The following is a 15,095-nucleotide window of genomic DNA, read 5'->3' on the forward strand; positions in this document are numbered from 1 at the left end:
CTTCATAGCGGCACCGCGATCTGCTGCTGGCTCTGCGGCGGGGTGATCACCTGCATCTCGACGCCGTAGATATCCTTGAGCGTGACGGGGTTCATCATCGCGTCGGGTGCGCCTTCAGCCAGCACCTGGCCGCCGTGCAGCGCCACCAGGCGATCGCAGTAACGCGCGGCCAGATTGATGTCGTGCAGCACGATGATGATACCCAGCCCGAGGGTGTGGCTCAGGTGCGAGACCAGCTCCATCACCTCGATCTGATGGGCGATATCCAGCGCCGCCAGCGGTTCATCCAGCAGCAGATAACGACTGCCCTGGGCCAGCAGCATGGCCAGCCACACGCGCTGACGTTCGCCACCGGAGAGGGTATCGACCTGCTGTTCGGCGAAGGCTTCGGTGTGGGTCAGCGCGATGGCGCGCTCGATGGCTTCTTCATCCTTGGGGCCGGGACGGCCGAGCAGGCCGTGCCACGGATAACGGCCGAAGGCGACCAGCTCGCGGCCGGTCAGCGCTTCGGCCGCCGGCAGATGCTGCGGCAGGTAGGCCACCGCCCGCGCGAATTCCCGACTGCCGAACTGCGAGAGCGGGCGATCATCCAGCGCCAGCTTGCCACTGGTCGGGGTGTTCTGACGCGCCAGCAGCTTGAGCAGTGTCGACTTGCCGGAGCCATTGTGGCCGATCAGGCCATGCACCTGGCCGGGGGCGAAATCGAGAGACTGCGTCTTGAGCAGGCAGCGCTCGCCGAGGTCAAAGCGCAGGTGGTCGAGAGTGAACATGAAAGCATCGTCATCCGTGGTCAGGGCGTCAGGCTAGGGGCGATTCATTCTGGGCGACATGACGCGGAGACGTTCGCCCATCCGTGCTCCGCGGGGCCATCAGTGCTGATCGCCTCTTGCTGTCGGGCTGTCATCACGCCGGCTTCGTCGTCGCGCCTTGCCGGGCGCGGTTGACGTGCGCTGCGCGGCTGGCGGCGAGTTCGTGGTGTCCTGTTGGCTGGCGGCGCAGTCGCGGCTGACTTCATTGCGATAACAGCCCGCCGCGGCCAGGCGCATCTCGCAGTGCTGCTGCGCCTGGGTGACGTAGCGGCCTGCCATGCGCTCGGACACGCCGAGTCGCTCGCCGATCTCGCGCTTGGTCAGGCCCTCGAGGCGATACCAGGTCAGGGCGAGGCGAAAATGGCCCGCCAGCTCGGAGAGTGCCGCATCGACGACCTGCAGCTTCTGGCGGCGCGCCAGGCTCCTCTCCGGGTCCAGATGGGCGGCCGCCACGCGCTCATCGCCCTCGGACACCGATTCGAATTCCGGTGCGCGGGACTGGTGGCGGTGATGGTCGATGATCAGATTGCGTGCGATGCGAAACAGCCAGGCGCGCGGGTTGGCGGGCCAGTCTCCGGTTAGGCGCAGACGCAGATAGACCTCATGGCTGATGTCTTCCGCCAGCTCATGCGAGCCCAGCTGACGCACCAGAAAGCCGGTCAGTTCGTGACGATGCTCGGCAAACAGCTGGTCCAGCGAGTGACGGTATTGCTGTGCAGCACAAGCCTGAAGCTCAGCGGGCGTTTCAGCTTCTGGCCCGTGTGCGTCAGGCGTTCGCTCATCCGTGTCGCGATGAGGCCGAACAGGGGGCTTGGCGTGAGAGGACATCCACGGCTCGCAATGAGATCTGTCGTGATGGGAGGGTAATGGTATTGTTGTTACGAATCATTATCAATGATTGTGTGTCAGGAACGCCAAGGACCACCCCCGTGCATGACAAGGGCGGTCCCGGTGCTGCTTGGTCGTAGTTAGCTGGTCGTAGTTAGCTGGTCGTAGTTAGCTGTTCTTGGCTGACGGGCCGTAGCTGACGGGTCATGGCGATCACCAGGTCATCGCGACCTGGTGATCGCCAAGCGTCACCGCCTAGCGGCGGGCGAAGGCCGCGATGGGGTTATCCAGCTCGCCCTTGAGCTGCAGGGCGCCGGACGGATCGGTGAGATCGACCATCTGCTGGTTGTTGCGCAGCTGCAGGCGGTTGAGGCACGACAGCGTGAAGCGCGGCGCGAACAGGTCATGACGCGCGAACTTGTCGGCCATCTCCGGATGGGCATCCTGGTAGTCATGGATACAGGCCGCGACGCGAGACCAGAAGGCCTCTTCCGTCATCACCTGCTCGCGCACCAGCAGCGGTACCGCGAAGCGGAAGATGCAGTCGAAGACATCGGTGAGCAGCGACAGGATACGGATCGGTTCCGGCACCTCGACCACCAGACGCTCGACCCCTGCCGGCAGTTCGAGTGCGCGCGTCTCCTCGGTGGCGAACAGCGCCGCTTCCTCGGCGATGTCCTTCATCAGCGCACCACACGGCACGCCATCGCGCAGACGCATGATCAGGTTCTCGCCGTGCGGCATGAACACCAGGTCGTGCTTGAAGTAGCAGTGCAGCAGCGGCGTCATGTAAGCCGTCAGCCACTTGTCGATCCACGCTTCGGCGCCGATGCCGGAGCGCTCGATCAGCGCCGGCAGCAAGGCCTTTTCATCGTTGTCGACATGCAGCAGCGCGGCCATGGTCATCAGGCGCTCGCCCTCGTCCTTGACGTCTTCCGGGCTCTCGCGCCACAGGCTGGCCAGCATCTTGCGATAGCCGACGGCTGCCGGGTCCGCGTCTTCCAGCACATCATCGCGATAGCCGATGGCCGCGACTTCACGCAGCAGGCGGAAGCCCCACTTCTCGAAGGACGGGTCCGAATCGATCAGGCCCTGCAGCCACTGATTGATGACCGGAGTGGCACGCATGTAATAGGGCGACAGGCCGCGCATGAAGCCCATGTTGAGGATCGACAGCGCCACCTTCACATAGCGACGGTTCGGCTGATTGCGGTTGTAGAGCGTGCGGATCGACTGCTGCGCCTGATAGCGGTCCTCCCCCAGGCCGAGACAGACGATGTGCTGACTGGCGATCTCTGCGGCGAAGGTGATCGCCAGCTTGTGGCTCCACTGCCACGGATGCACCGGCATCATCAGGTAGTCGGCGGGCGCAAGGCCCTTCTCGGTCAACTGCTGTTCCAGGCGTGCCAGCTCGGCTTCACCCAGCTCTTCCTCGAGCAGACGGCGCGGATCGAGACCATCCACGGCCGAGTAATGGGCGTTGTCGCGATGCACGGCGATCCACACCAGCGAGAACGGCTGCGCGGCTTCCGGCGCGTAGGCGCGATAGTCCAGCGCATCGAAGCCCATGCGGCCATTGTTGGCGACGAAGCACGGATGGCCTTCGCTCATCGCCGATTCCAGGGTCTGGAAGGAGGCACCTGCCAGCACGCGGGCGGACTGATTCTCGCGCACGGCGCGCTGCATCTTCCAGGCGCTGGAGGCAAGCGTGGCGCTGACCTCCTCGAGATAGACCGGCAGCAGACGCGGCGGAATCTCCAGCACGTCATTGAGTTCCAGAATCAGCTCACGCGCGTCCAGCGGCAGGGCGTTGCCGTCGGCATCCAGACGCTGGATGGAGGCGGCATCGATCAGCCAGTGATCGAGCTGGAAACGGCGCGCCACAAAGCGATATTCCGCCGCGCGGCGGCTGACCGGCGGCGTGTCGCTGACCTGCGCTGCCAGCGGCAGGCGGAAGTGATGCCAGTTGTCATGGCTCTGGCAGGCGGTGCGGGTGCCGCAGCCATCGGCGCATTGCGGGTGGATCAGACGCTCGTGGCTGAACTCGGCCAGCGCCTTGCGCACCAGCAGGCGATTGGCCTGCTGCCAGTCCGGGCCGGTGAGGTGCTGGCTGGCCGCGGCCGGGTTGGCGGTCACGCCGCGGTCCAGACGCGGGCTGCGAGTGGCCAGGGCGGCGCGGAAGTCCTGCGGGGTGCAGAAGCACAGGCGCGCCGGCTTGCCGTCGAGATCCAGCGGGCCATGATCGACGAAGCCCACCGCGGCATTCAGCGGATGAATGGCGCGATTGCGGCTGTCCGGCTCCACCACCACACGGGTCACGGGACGGACTGCATCTTTCCCTTCATCGGCATGCTCATCGCGGAACTGGCCGGCGAAGATCATCGCCATGATCGATTCGATCACCGCCCGCGAGAAGCCGCTGATGGGGGCCTGGTCCTCGCTGCGCGGCGCGACGAGGAAGTGCATGCCGAAGTCGCCGGGCTGCACACTGTAATGCTTGCCGAGCGGGTCGTGCGCCGGGTCATAGAGCTCAACCAGAAAGGCCGGCTTGTCGTTGTAGAAACCGACCCAGCCCTGGGCGTGCTGGCTTTCTTCCAGGCCCTGGTAGAAGTCGTACTTGGTGGTGATGAGGTCATCACTCATGCCCCAGAAGCTGGCGCGTTCGCCGCTGGTCCACTCATCCACCATCGCCATGTCGGCGGCAAGGTCGAGCGGGCGTAGCGCGAATTCGGCGCGCTCGCTCGTGCTGTCATCCTTTGGCTTGCGCAGGCGTGCCTGGGCTTGCTCCAGCTCCACCGCGCGGCGGGTGAAGCGCGTTCCCGGTGCCGGGCTGAGCAGATCGAGCGGTGCCGGCGCGGCGAGTGAGGTCGTCCCGAACAGCTGCTGTGAGGGTGTCGCTGCACTGTGAGAACTTGCCGCACTGCTGGACTGTTCGGCGCTTGCGGCGCTGGTGATGTCGACTGGCATGTTCATGCGGTGGTCTCCCGGTGTTGCGGTGCAGCGGTGTGAGTCGTATCGGCCTGGGTGTCAGAGACGGTGCCGGCAGAAGAGAGGCCGGTAGAAGAGCTTTCGGTAGAGGATGGGCCGGCGTGAATATCCGTCTCGCCGTAGGGCAGGTGTGCGGCGGGCAGCGGTGTGAAGCCATTGCCACAGCCCTTTTCAGAGCCGGGCGCGCCGAAGCTCTGGAAGGCGATGCGGCGCTCGATGGTATAGACCTCACGACCGGTGATGGCGCGCAGGATGCAGCTGTTGCGATAGCAGGCCATGCCCAGGTCAGGCGCGGCCAGCGAGTGGGTATGCAGCTCGGCATTCTGGACGAAGATCTCGCCGGCGAACGGTGATTGATCGCCCTCGTTGCCGTCAGCATCCGCGGTGCTTTGCGTGTCGACGGCGTAGAAGCGACCGACGGCGTAGCGGCCTTCCTCGTCACGACGAATGCGCGATTCGATGCTGCGCAGGAAGGGCGGTGCCACGTAGTGATAGCCCGTGGCCAGCACCACGGCGCTGGTGTCATGACGCCAGGCCTGCTGCTGTTCGCGCTGATAGAGCCCCAGCGTGAAGTCGCCGTCGGTCTCTTGCTTGTTCAGCGAGGTCAGTTCGGTATTGGTCATCAGGGTGGTGGGCACCACGCCTTGCAGCTGCTTGGCATAGAGGGTGTCGTAGATCTCGTCGATCAGCTCGAGATTGATGCCCTTGTAGAGGCCCTTCTGGGTCGCCAGCAGGGTGTTGCGCTGCTCACGCGGCAGGGCGTGGAAGTAATCGATGTAATCCGGCGAGGTCATCTCCAGCGTCAGCTTGCCGTATTCCAGCGGGAAGAAGCGCGGCGAGCGCGTGATCCAGTTGAGCTGGTAGCTGTGCTGGTCGATCTCGCGCAGCAGGTCGAGATAGATCTCGGCGGCGCTCTGGCCGGAACCGATGATGGTGATGGCCGGCTGGGAGGTCAGCTCCTCCTTGCGCGCCAGATAGTGGGCGTTGTGGCACACGCGGCTGCCCGCGACCGGCACCACGTCACGCACGGCATCGGCGGCTTTCGGCAGATAGGGCTGGGTGCCGGTGCCCAGCACCAGCTTGCGTGCGCGATAGGCGAAGGCTTCGCCGGTGCTGGGGCGAGTGCCGCGCACGACATAGATGTCGCCGACATGCTGGATGTCCTGGACGTCGTGATCGAAGCGCAGGCTGGTCAGCTCGCGCGCCGCCCACTGGCAGTACTGGTTGTACTCGCGACGCAGCAGGAAGAAGTCTTCGCGGATGTAGAAGTTGTAGAGCTTGTCATGCAGCTTCAGATAGTTGAGGAAGCTGAAGTGGCTGGTCGGGTCGGCCAGCGAGACCATGTCCGCCATGAAGGGCGTCTGCATGCTGGCATCTTCCAGCAGCATGCCCGGGTGCCAGTCGAACGCGGCCTTGCGCTCGAGGAAGACGCCCTGGACGTCTTCCAGCGGCTCGCTCAGGCAGGCAAGGCTGAGGTTGAAGGGGCCGATGCCGATGGCAACGAAGTCCAGCACATCATCGCGCGCTTCCAGAGTGTCTGTGACGTGAGGGTTCGAGGTGTCATGCATGACGGCTTTCCTTGGCTTCTGTGGTGTGACTGCGACGGCTGGCGGCCGGAATGTCGGCCAGTGGTGCGCCATGGTTCGGCTGGGCGGTGGTGCTGACGGCCAGATGATGCGCCTTGACCAGCGCCTGGCCGTGCTGACGGATCAACTCGACCACGGCGGCCAGGTCTTCCTGGCGCGTTTCCGGGTTCAGGAGAGTGAACTTCAGGTACTGACGGCCGGAGACCTTGGTGGCGGCGACGATGGCTTCACCGCTGCGTGACAGGCGCTTGCGGATCTCGCGGTTCAAGGCGTCCCACTGCTCGGCGCTGAGGGTCTCTTCACTGGCGTCATGGAAGCGGAATACCAGGGTGCTGAGCTCCGGCGCCTGGACGACATCGATGTCCGGCGCCGCCTCGAGCAGCTGGTAGCCCTCGCGGGTGAGGTCGATCACGCAATCGAGCATGTCGCCGAGGGCATCGGCGCCCATCAGGCGCAGTGTCATCCACAGCTTCAGGGCGTCGAAACGGCGCGTGGTCTGCAGACTCTTGTTGACCTGATCCGGCGTGCCTTCGCGGGCCTGAAGCTCCGGGTTGAGGTAGTCGGCGTGATAGGTGACGTGGCGCAGCTGGGTGCGATCACGTACCACACAGGCACTGCAGCTGACCGGCTGGAAGAAGGTCTTGTGGTAATCGATGGTGACGGAGTCGGCCATCTCGGTGCCCTTGAGCCAGTGACCATGACGACGAGAAGTGATCAGGCCGCCGCCATAGGCGCCATCGACATGGAACCAGATACCGCGGGCGTGGCACTCACGGCCGATGGCCTGCAGCGGGTCGATGCTGCCGAAATCGGTGGTACCGGCAGTGGCGACCACGGCCATCGGGATCAGGCCTTCGGCGCGGGCGTTGTCGAGGGCGTCACGCAGGGCCACGGGGTCCATGCGGCGGCGCTCATCCACGGCGACCGGGATGACGGCGTTGTGGCCGAGGCCGAGCAGGGCACAGGCCTTCTGCAGACTGAAATGGCTGATGCCGGAGGCGAAGACGCGCAGGCGTCCGGCTTCCGGCGGCAGGCCGTGGGTCTGGTTGCCGGGATGGTTGGGCAGCTTCTCGCAGACCGCATCACGGGCCAGCAGCAGTGCCATCAGGTTGGATTGGGTGCCGCCGCTGGTGAAGATGCCATCGGCGGTCGGGCCCAGGCCCAGGCGCTCGGTGGTCCAGTCGATCAGGCGCTGCTCGATCAGGGTGCCGCCGGCGCTCTGGTCCCAGGTGTCGAGTGAGGAATTGATCGCGCCCAGCAGGCTCTCGGCCCATACACCGGGCAGCACGACCGGGCAGTTGAGGTGCGCGATGTAGCGGGGATGATGGAAGTAGACGGCATCCTTGAGGTAGAGCGACTTGAGCTCCTCCAGACCGGCTTCGAGGTTCTCGAGGGGCGTCTCGAGATCGAGGTCGGCAAAGGCCGGACGCAGGGCCTCCGGGGTGATGCCACTGAACGGCTTTTGAACACTGTCGAGCTGTTCAGCCACCAGCTGGCTGATGCGGTCCATGCCTGTCTGCCAGGCATCCATGTTGGCAGGCGAGAACAGGGCGGCGCGCGGCGAGCTGGACAGTGAGCGCGCACAGGCGTCGGTCTGGGCGTCAGACACGGAGGATCCTGCGGCAGCGCCGTAGGTGGCGGCGGAATCTTGAAGGCTGTGCATTACATAACCTTATGCGAATGTTCGCAGATAAAGACTTGGAAGAGACTCGCAGCCAGCTGGGACAGATGGCTCAGGTGCGAGGACCAGTCAGGACATTCATCAAGTGCCGCGTTTGCGGTCGTTGTTGTTGGTGAAGCTGTTGGCAAAGCCGTCGGCGTGGTCAGTCACGTCTGCCGTGGGCATCGGCAGAGTGAGTCGTCACCGAGCACCCCTGTGTCGGGCAAGCTCGGTGGCCGGCAATCCCGGTGGCCGGCATCCCCGGTGTCATGTGCTGGACACGCCAGAGCTATCAGACGATGAGTGGTTCAGGGCGATGGTACCGGCGACATCCTTGCCGCCGGCGGGTCGTGCGGGTCGATTCAGAATCGACGGACTGCGGAGTTTTCGAAATCAGAAATCATAGGTCAGTGTCGCGGTCATGCTGCGCTCGGCACCGTAGTAGCAGAAGCTGGTGTTGTAGCAGGACGCGATGTATTCCTTGTCGAACAGGTTGCTGACGTTGAGCTGCACGCTGGTGCCGCTCCAGCCGATCTGGCTCAGGTCGTAGCCGACCAGGGCATCGACCAGCGCGTAGTTCGGCACCTTCTCGGTGTTCTCGGAATCTGCCCACATGTCGGCGTAGTAGCGCACGCCGAGGCCGGCATTCAGTCCCGTGAGCGGGCCTTCATTGAAGGCGTAGTCACCCCAGACGCTGACCTGGTGCTTGGGCACCTGGTTGGCATCGTTGCCTTCGGTGCCATCTTCCGCCTTGGCATAGGTCACGTCGGTGTAGCTGTAACCGGCCTGCAGCGCGAAGTCGCGGGTCACCTGAGTGCGGGCTTCCAGCTCCAGGCCCTGGGACTCGATCTCGCCGTAGGCGGTGTAGTAGCTGTCTTCCGGGTCCTTGGAGGCGACGTTTTCCTGATTGATGCGGAACAGCGAGACGCTGTACTGATCACGCGTGCCGTTGGGCTGGTACTTCATGCCGACTTCGACCTGCTCGCCGGTGGTCGGGTCGAGCAGGTCGCCGTCTTCATCGGTGTAGGAGTTCGGCGAGAAGGACGTGGAGTAGCTGACATAGGGCGAGATGCCGTTGTCGAAGCCGTAGATCAGGCCGATGCGGCCGCTCATCTCGTTGTCGTTCAGCTCACTGGTGGTGTTGTAGTCACGATCGGTGTTCTTGATGTTGACCCAGTCCTGACGCAGGCCGGCGGCCAGGTTCCAGCGACCCCAGCTGATCTGGTCCTGCAGGTAGACACCAGTCTGGTCCAGTTCACGCTTCTGGTTCTCGGTGGCATAGATGGAGACATCGGCATCGCTGCTGCTGGAGACATCCAGCGTGCTGGCGGTGCCGTATTCCCAGTCCACGTCATTGGTGCGCGTCTGATAGTCGGCGCCGAACAGCAGGGTGTGATCGAAGGCGCCGGTGGAGAAGCGGCTCTCCAGCTGGTTGTCGACGGTCCAGGCGCGCAGGCTTTCTTCGCCACCGGAGTAGTAGCGGGTCAGCTCGGTGTCCGAGGCCCAGCCATAGGCGTAGACCTGCTCGAGGTCCACATCGGAGCGCAGATAGCGGAATTTCTGGCGTGCGGTGACAGCGTCGTTGAAGCGGTGCTCGAAATCGTAACCAAGCATGCGTTCGGTGCGATCGAACTCTTCGTAGTCCTCGTCACCTTCGTAGAAGTCGTTGCCGAGCTTGGTGCCGTTGTAGCTGACCACCGTGCCTTCATAGGGCAGGCCGGAGTGGTAACCGCCTTCCGGGTCCTTCTGGAAGTAGCCCATCAGGGTGACGGTGGTGTCGTCGGTGACGTCCATGGTGATCTGCGGCGAGAAGGCGTAACGCTCTTCCTCGACGGAGTCGACCTGGGTGTCCTCGGCACTGGCGAGGCCGGTCAGGCGATAGGCGATGCGCTGCTCGTCATCCAGCGGGCCGGTGAGGTCGAATGCAGCACTGCGTTCGTTGTCGTCGCCGACGGTGAAGCGGACCTGGCCGGAGTCCTGGAACTCGGGGCGCTTGGACTGCATCGCGACCAGGCCACCCGGCGAGGAGCGACCGTAGAGGACGGAAGACGGCCCTTTCACCACCTCGATGCTGTCGAGGAAGTAGGGGTCGATGGTCATCGAGCTGTAGGAACCCGAGTCGCCCATCAGCTTCAGGCCATCCAGGAAGGTGTTGCTGACACTGCCATCGGAGAAGCCACGCAGCACCAGATAGTCATAGCGGTTGGAGGCACCGATCTGGTTGGTGAAGACGCCCGGCGTGTAGTCCGCTGCACGCTGGACTGTCTCGGCTGCGCGCTTGTCGATATCGTCGCGCGTGATGGTGGAGACGGCCTGTGGGGTTTCCAGGTAGCCGGTGTCGGTCTTGGTAGCCGCTGTGGTGGTCACCGTCATGGTGTCGAGGGTCTCGTCCTGAGACTCACGGTGGTCGGCCGCCATGGCCTGACCGGCGAAGGGCAGGCCAAGGCCAATCGCCAGTGCCAGAGGGTGCCTGGGCAGGGTCATCAGCAGGGAGCGAGTGGCTTTATGTGCGGCGGAGTCTTTCATGAGCGCGGTGTTCCATCCGGAATGATTTATATAGGAATGATTCTTGTTCGTCGTTCTCTCCTGTGGGTAGACGTTCAGATGACAGCTTTCTGAACCATGAATGAGAATTATTTTTATCATTCTCTTATGTCGTGGTGTCATGAGGGCTGACCATCGCCGTCATGCGCGCTCTCGCTGGCTGGCGCAGGCCGTTATCCTCGGCTGCTACCGACACAAAAAAACCGCCCCGTGGGGCGGTTCTGATGACGCGATGCGCAGGCTCGCGCTGTGCTGAAGGTTACTGGTCGACCATCTCGCCCTGCAGCGTGACGGGAATGTCGCCTACCAGCTTGCCGTAGCCCAGCAGGTTGAGCAGGGTGCTGCCGACCTGATTCCTGGCTACTTCTGCACTGTCCAGTGAGATGGGGTCGGCGTTGATGAAGGTCAGGTGGGTGGCATCCTGACGGGTGACCTCCAGCGGCAGGGTCTCGCGGTGGGTGCGGTTGCCATCGGTGGCCGAGAAGGGCACCTGCATGCGCGTCGTCTGGCCGGGCTCCAGAGCCGCGATGGCCAGCGGGTCAAGATTCAGGGTCAGCGTGGCCAGGCGCATCTGACTGACGCCGGACAGCCACGGCGGCAGCTCGCCGACCTTGTCGAGCAGATCGGTCTGGCCGACGCTCAAGGGAATGCTCATCTTGCCGTCATCTCCCACGGTGCCGCTCAGGCCATTGAGGTGATGCACGTGCTCCACATTGCCCTGGCTGCCCTGCGCGGTCAGTGTCGCGGTGGCGCCGCTGCTGTCGGGCACCAGCTGCCAGGCGGCCTGTGTCGGCAGGCTGACACCGATACCGCTCATGGCGAAGGCCAGTGCCGCGGCCTTGATCGGGGCACCGAAGCGGCTTTTGGCGGCTGTGGCGGTGAGGCGGCTGGCGGGTTTGCCGGTCGAGCGACGCGCAAGCGTGCGACTCAGGGCGCGGGTCCAGCGAGAGAAAGGCAATGACATGTCATGACTCCTGATGGCCAGGGGCTTGATCGGGCGAGGCCCGCCATGAGCGCCTGGAAAAGATTCGATGCTGCAGATGGGACATTGGACAGGCGGCGGCTCCAAGGGTTCGCGACACTCGTCGCAGCCGGGAGGGGAGAATCGCTATGTTGTTGAGTTTTCGGGCTTTCCCGAGGCTCATGCTTTCGCTATCATATGCGCGCTGCATGGGCCCATAGCTCAGTTGGTTAGAGCACTCGACTCATAATCGATTGGTCGCAGGTTCAAGTCCTGCTGGGCCCACCATGCATGCATGCCAGTGGGGGTCATTCAGCTGATGCTCAAAAGCTTCAGTGCCCCCACAAGTCGCCAATGGCGGCTTTTTTTGTGCCTGCCATTCCGGCCTTTCTTGCTGTTCTTTCTTTCCCTTCTTTCCCCCACCAGTGCATCAATGGCGTGATTTCTCGTGGTCCTGAACCACGAACGCCCCATGCCGTGGGGCATGAGGCGTTTTCCTCTGCATTGCCGCGGATCATCCGGTTCGGGTGATCTCTTGCAGGGTCGCTATCACTGAGTCTCTTCTTCCATTTCCTGCTCAGTGTCATTGGCGGCACCGCTGATGGCGTTGCCGGCGGTGGTCAGCGCATTGGCGGTCGCCTGACGAGTGTCCTGCCAGGCACTGGCAGCGGTGTTCTTGGTTTCATCCCAGGCCGCTGCGGCGCTCTTGCGCGTGTCCTGCCACCAGTCGGTGGTGTAGTTCGGCTGCTGCTCGAACTCGCTCACATCCATGTCGAGGTGGATGCGGTATTCCAGGGCATCCAGATCATCGCCCTGTTCGGTCTCGAGGGTGAACTTGCCCGTTTCCACGACGTACTGGTTCTCGTCCAGCCCCATGGAGTAATCGCTTTCGACGACCAGAGCGGCGACCTGCATGTTGTCGTCGAGCAGGATGTCCTCGACTTCACCGATCACGTTGTTGTCATCGTTCTGCAGGTAGACGTCGGCATCCATCAGCTCATCTGCGGAGTAGAGCCCCTGCGGACTGGCCATGGCCATGCTGGTAGTGGACAGCAGCGTGGTCGCGGTGATCGCACCCAGAATCTGTTTGCGGTTCATATTGCTCATGCCGTACTCCTTGCGTGTTGAATCGGTACTTCTGGTCCGGTCCCTCAAGCGCTTCCTTCTCGCTCGTGGCGCAAATGATTCGCCAGAACCATGACCCTACCCACTGAGATCCTGACGAGACCGACAAGTTTCAAGGGGGGGGGGAAGAAAAACTTGTACGAGAATTTCTCTGTCTGTCACATGCAAGGTGTAAAGGGGCAATGTCGTCGTGCCAAGAGAGTGGGCTTTCTGGTGCTCCATAACTGTCGCGAACAGGCCGCCCGCAAGCGCTCTGTCAGCAGGGCTCTGACGAAGGGTTCGAGTAGAGGGGCGAGCAGAGAGATGAGGTGCTGAAGGATTGCATGGATACCAAGGCCCGCGCCGTTCAAGGCAAGAAGTCGAGATGATGCACGTGGATATGTCGCAATCAGTGCGCGTTCAAGGCTTTTTCTGCTCTCTGATTGGCTGCCTGGCGAGTGGAACAAGCTGTTTTTGCACTTCATAAGAGGCTTTTTTGTAGCGAAATGTTACACGGTTCTGGCGGGGCGCTCTCGTGCTACAGCGGGCGCATGGGGAGAGGTAAACGCTTGATCAGCGCACACGAAAACGCCTGCCAATGCGTCTACATTAGCTATACAGATACGTTCTGATACGCGTTAAAACTTGTACAAGGTTTTGGAAGTGTCTAACTTTGCAACTGTCGAAGCACGGCGGGGCAGGCAGGAGATCACCCTGATACAACATTGATGGAGCCGCAGAGCCGCTTTTTCAATCCCTTGTCAGGTTGCCGCAAGTTTTTACATCGTCATGCCGCCCGCTCCACCGGTTTCGAGCACAAGGTTTTCATCATGGATCCAATGGAGGGCATCGAGATGAACACAGTACGTAAGGTTCCCATGGAGTGTTCACGCTGTGGCAGCAACCGGGTTCACCTCGAAGATTCCCCGGCAGATGATGACATCGTCAGTTGTGCAGAATGTGATGAGTTTCTGGGTGTCTGGTTCATGTTGCGTGATCGCCTTGAAGTCAGTGCCCGCAAGCGAGCTGCGATTGACCCGGCCCTGATGGCGCAGAAGGTGGTCCAGCAGCTGGACGCCTCGGCCTGAAGCAAGCGCATGTAAGGCCAGTGTTCGCCAGTGCGTGTGAGGGCGCACAAGAATTTTTACCTCAGTGCCAGTCGGATTCGCTGTTTCGCCCTGGTCGCGGGCTTGTTGCCCGGGGCAGCGAAACTGAATTTATGGCACTGCAGGTGGAGTCGAGATTTCCGTGATACCGCTGACGACTGTTCAGCGTCCTGGTCGACCTGCGGCGAGCCGCGTTGCTTCCGCGATAGGTCCTGTTCTGCCTGAGAGTGTTTTCCCGGCCTTTGGTCGGGATTTTTTTGGCTTCAAGCCCATGAATACCCGTCTGACGCCCGTTTGAATAACGGTGCGGCGGACACCCCCTGATCTGGTATGCGTTTGATCTGCGTCATTCGCGAGGTGTTATCAGACTGTAAGATAGTGCTGTCAGACTCTTGCCGGTCGCGCTGCCATGAAGTGTGTTCCGCGCTCTGCGCGATACCTTCCGCAGCCGTGAGCGCAGAGACTGACCAGCGATAAAATTGTGGCATCTAACCGAAAGTGCAATGGAGTCTGTCGCTATCTGTCTCCATCATGCGCACGCAAACCGAGCCACGTCTTGATGTTTTCTGTACTGAGAATCTGGTCATGACATCGTCATCTTTTGCGTCGAAAAGGAGTTCGCGCATGTTTACCCCATCAGTCCCGACCCGTAATGGCCCTCAGTGTCCCGAATGCAACGAAGCGCTGGATTGGCCTGCCCGTGATCTGCCGGATGATCACATCCTCAAGTGCCCGAACGGCCATGCGTTGTGTTCGATGGGCGATTTTCGCCTGGCGGCACGTGAGATGGCGCTGCAGGAAGAGTTCCGCCTGACGCGTGATGGCGCCAGGTCACACGGCCAGCACCGTGTGCCGGAGCGCCCCGTCGCACGCATGTCCAACACCGCAAGCCACGGCACCAGCCATGAGTCGCTTGCCGGCAGCATCAGCGCCGCGTGACATCTGTCTGTTCGCGCCTGCCCCTCAAGCCCCGGCCACCGTGCCGGGGCTTTGCGTCTGAGCGTAGTGCCGGGCAGTGCCTGGGCGAGGTAGCTCGGTGAGGTATCTCGAGCCGAAAGACGAGCGACTCCCCGCCAGCGGGGTTGCATGCCGTGTGAGTGGCCCCATGTCTTGGGGAGACGCCAATCGACCAGCCTCAAGGCGAGCGGCTCAGACACCGAACAGGAGAATGCTTCATGTCAGATCTTTCCGAGGAACTGCGTATTCCCAAGCCGTGCCCGGACTGTGGCAGCCAGCGAGTCCGCGTCTCGCAGGTCCACAATCCCGACGACAAGGTGTTCTGTGCATCCTGCGGTACCTACGTCTGCCTATATGCCGATGTGGCCAGGATGCGAGAGGAGGGCGCGAGCAGCGAAGCGGAAGAGCTGCTGGAGCAGGCCTCCAACAAGGGCATGAAGAAGTGACCTGATCTCTGGCCGAGACACCGACAAAAGAAAAGGCCCCCCACCGTGAGGTGAGGGGCCTTTTCTTTTGTCGGGCACATTTCATGTCAGGCGCAGGCCCTATTGC

Annotated in this window: 11 protein-coding genes and 1 tRNA gene; 4 read left to right on the forward strand and 8 right to left on the reverse strand. The window is 62.6% G+C overall.

What is annotated here, in order from left to right:
* Positions 1–2: 2 nt before the first annotated feature.
* The 7 genes from CLAM6_RS02395 to CLAM6_RS02425 form a co-directional block, all read right to left on the reverse strand.
* Entirely contained in the window at positions 3–770 is a 768-nt protein-coding gene (locus CLAM6_RS02395; RefSeq protein WP_043333135.1) for an ABC transporter ATP-binding protein, read from the reverse strand.
* A 99-nt stretch (positions 771–869) separates the two neighbouring features.
* Positions 870–1,637: an RNA polymerase sigma factor gene (locus CLAM6_RS02400; protein ID WP_064503260.1), complete on the reverse strand. Its 768-nt coding sequence runs from the start codon at positions 1,635–1,637 to the stop codon at positions 870–872.
* A 255-nt stretch (positions 1,638–1,892) separates the two neighbouring features.
* On the reverse strand, positions 1,893–4,610 hold the full coding sequence (locus CLAM6_RS02405; protein ID WP_052384473.1) for a GNAT family N-acetyltransferase: 2,718 nt from the start codon (positions 4,608–4,610) through the stop codon (positions 1,893–1,895).
* Positions 4,607–6,193 (reverse strand): lysine N(6)-hydroxylase/L-ornithine N(5)-oxygenase family protein, encoded by a 1,587-nt coding sequence (locus CLAM6_RS02410; RefSeq protein WP_064503259.1) that lies wholly within the window; start codon positions 6,191–6,193, stop codon positions 4,607–4,609. Before CLAM6_RS02410 ends, CLAM6_RS02405 begins: the two co-directional genes overlap by 4 nt.
* On the reverse strand, positions 6,186–7,820 hold the full coding sequence (locus tag CLAM6_RS02415) for a pyridoxal phosphate-dependent decarboxylase family protein (protein ID WP_225347503.1): 1,635 nt from the start codon (positions 7,818–7,820) through the stop codon (positions 6,186–6,188). The genes CLAM6_RS02410 and CLAM6_RS02415 overlap by 8 nt, the downstream gene beginning before the upstream one ends.
* Positions 7,821–8,264: 444 nt before the next feature.
* Entirely contained in the window at positions 8,265–10,397 is a 2,133-nt protein-coding gene (locus CLAM6_RS02420) for a TonB-dependent siderophore receptor (protein ID WP_084589336.1), read from the reverse strand.
* Between the two features lie 277 nt (positions 10,398–10,674).
* On the reverse strand, positions 10,675–11,379 hold the full coding sequence (locus CLAM6_RS02425; protein WP_043333134.1) for a hypothetical protein: 705 nt from the start codon (positions 11,377–11,379) through the stop codon (positions 10,675–10,677).
* Positions 11,380–11,587: 208 nt separating this feature from the next.
* Between CLAM6_RS02425 and CLAM6_RS02430 the strand changes: the two genes are divergently transcribed.
* A tRNA-Ile gene (locus CLAM6_RS02430) sits at positions 11,588–11,664 on the forward strand.
* Positions 11,665–11,925: 261 nt separating this feature from the next.
* Here the strand turns inward: CLAM6_RS02430 and CLAM6_RS02435 are convergent.
* The gene (locus CLAM6_RS02435) at positions 11,926–12,483 is read right to left on the reverse strand and encodes a PRC-barrel domain-containing protein (protein WP_153635091.1); all 558 of its coding nucleotides are present in this window, start codon (positions 12,481–12,483) and stop codon (positions 11,926–11,928) included.
* Between the two features lie 722 nt (positions 12,484–13,205).
* Between CLAM6_RS02435 and CLAM6_RS02440 the strand changes: the two genes are divergently transcribed.
* The 3 genes from CLAM6_RS02440 (at position 13,206) to CLAM6_RS02450 (ending at position 14,989) form a co-directional block, all read left to right on the forward strand.
* The gene (locus tag CLAM6_RS02440; RefSeq protein WP_153635092.1) at positions 13,206–13,568 is read left to right on the forward strand and encodes a hypothetical protein; all 363 of its coding nucleotides are present in this window, start codon (positions 13,206–13,208) and stop codon (positions 13,566–13,568) included.
* Positions 13,569–14,210: 642 nt separating this feature from the next.
* Positions 14,211–14,525 (forward strand): hypothetical protein, encoded by a 315-nt coding sequence (locus CLAM6_RS02445; protein WP_043333132.1) that lies wholly within the window; start codon positions 14,211–14,213, stop codon positions 14,523–14,525.
* A gap of 236 nt (positions 14,526–14,761) precedes the next feature.
* Entirely contained in the window at positions 14,762–14,989 is a 228-nt protein-coding gene (locus CLAM6_RS02450; RefSeq protein ID WP_043333131.1) for a hypothetical protein, read from the forward strand.
* Positions 14,990–15,095 lie beyond the last annotated feature (106 nt).

The sequence above is a fragment of the Cobetia sp. AM6 genome (assembly GCF_009617955.1).
Taxonomy (GTDB): domain Bacteria; phylum Pseudomonadota; class Gammaproteobacteria; order Pseudomonadales; family Halomonadaceae; genus Cobetia; species Cobetia amphilecti.

What these genes read in the sequence shown, in the direction of transcription:
- CLAM6_RS02400 (WP_064503260.1), bottom strand. Translation starts at nt 1,637, where the DNA reads ATGTCCTCTCACGCCAAGCCCCCTGTTCGGCCTCATCGCGACACGGAT.
- CLAM6_RS02445 (WP_043333132.1), top strand. Translation starts at nt 14,211, where the DNA reads ATGTTTACCCCATCAGTCCCGACCCGTAATGGCCCTCAGTGTCCCGAA.
- CLAM6_RS02405 (WP_052384473.1), bottom strand. Translation starts at nt 4,610, where the DNA reads ATGAACATGCCAGTCGACATCACCAGCGCCGCAAGCGCCGAACAGTCC.
- CLAM6_RS02410 (WP_064503259.1), bottom strand. Translation starts at nt 6,193, where the DNA reads ATGCATGACACCTCGAACCCTCACGTCACAGACACTCTGGAAGCGCGC.
- CLAM6_RS02420 (WP_084589336.1), bottom strand. Translation starts at nt 10,397, where the DNA reads ATGAAAGACTCCGCCGCACATAAAGCCACTCGCTCCCTGCTGATGACC.
- CLAM6_RS02450 (WP_043333131.1), top strand. Translation starts at nt 14,762, where the DNA reads ATGTCAGATCTTTCCGAGGAACTGCGTATTCCCAAGCCGTGCCCGGAC.
- CLAM6_RS02435 (WP_153635091.1), bottom strand. Translation starts at nt 12,483, where the DNA reads ATGAGCAATATGAACCGCAAACAGATTCTGGGTGCGATCACCGCGACC.
- CLAM6_RS02425 (WP_043333134.1), bottom strand. Translation starts at nt 11,379, where the DNA reads ATGTCATTGCCTTTCTCTCGCTGGACCCGCGCCCTGAGTCGCACGCTT.
- CLAM6_RS02395 (WP_043333135.1), bottom strand. Translation starts at nt 770, where the DNA reads ATGTTCACTCTCGACCACCTGCGCTTTGACCTCGGCGAGCGCTGCCTG.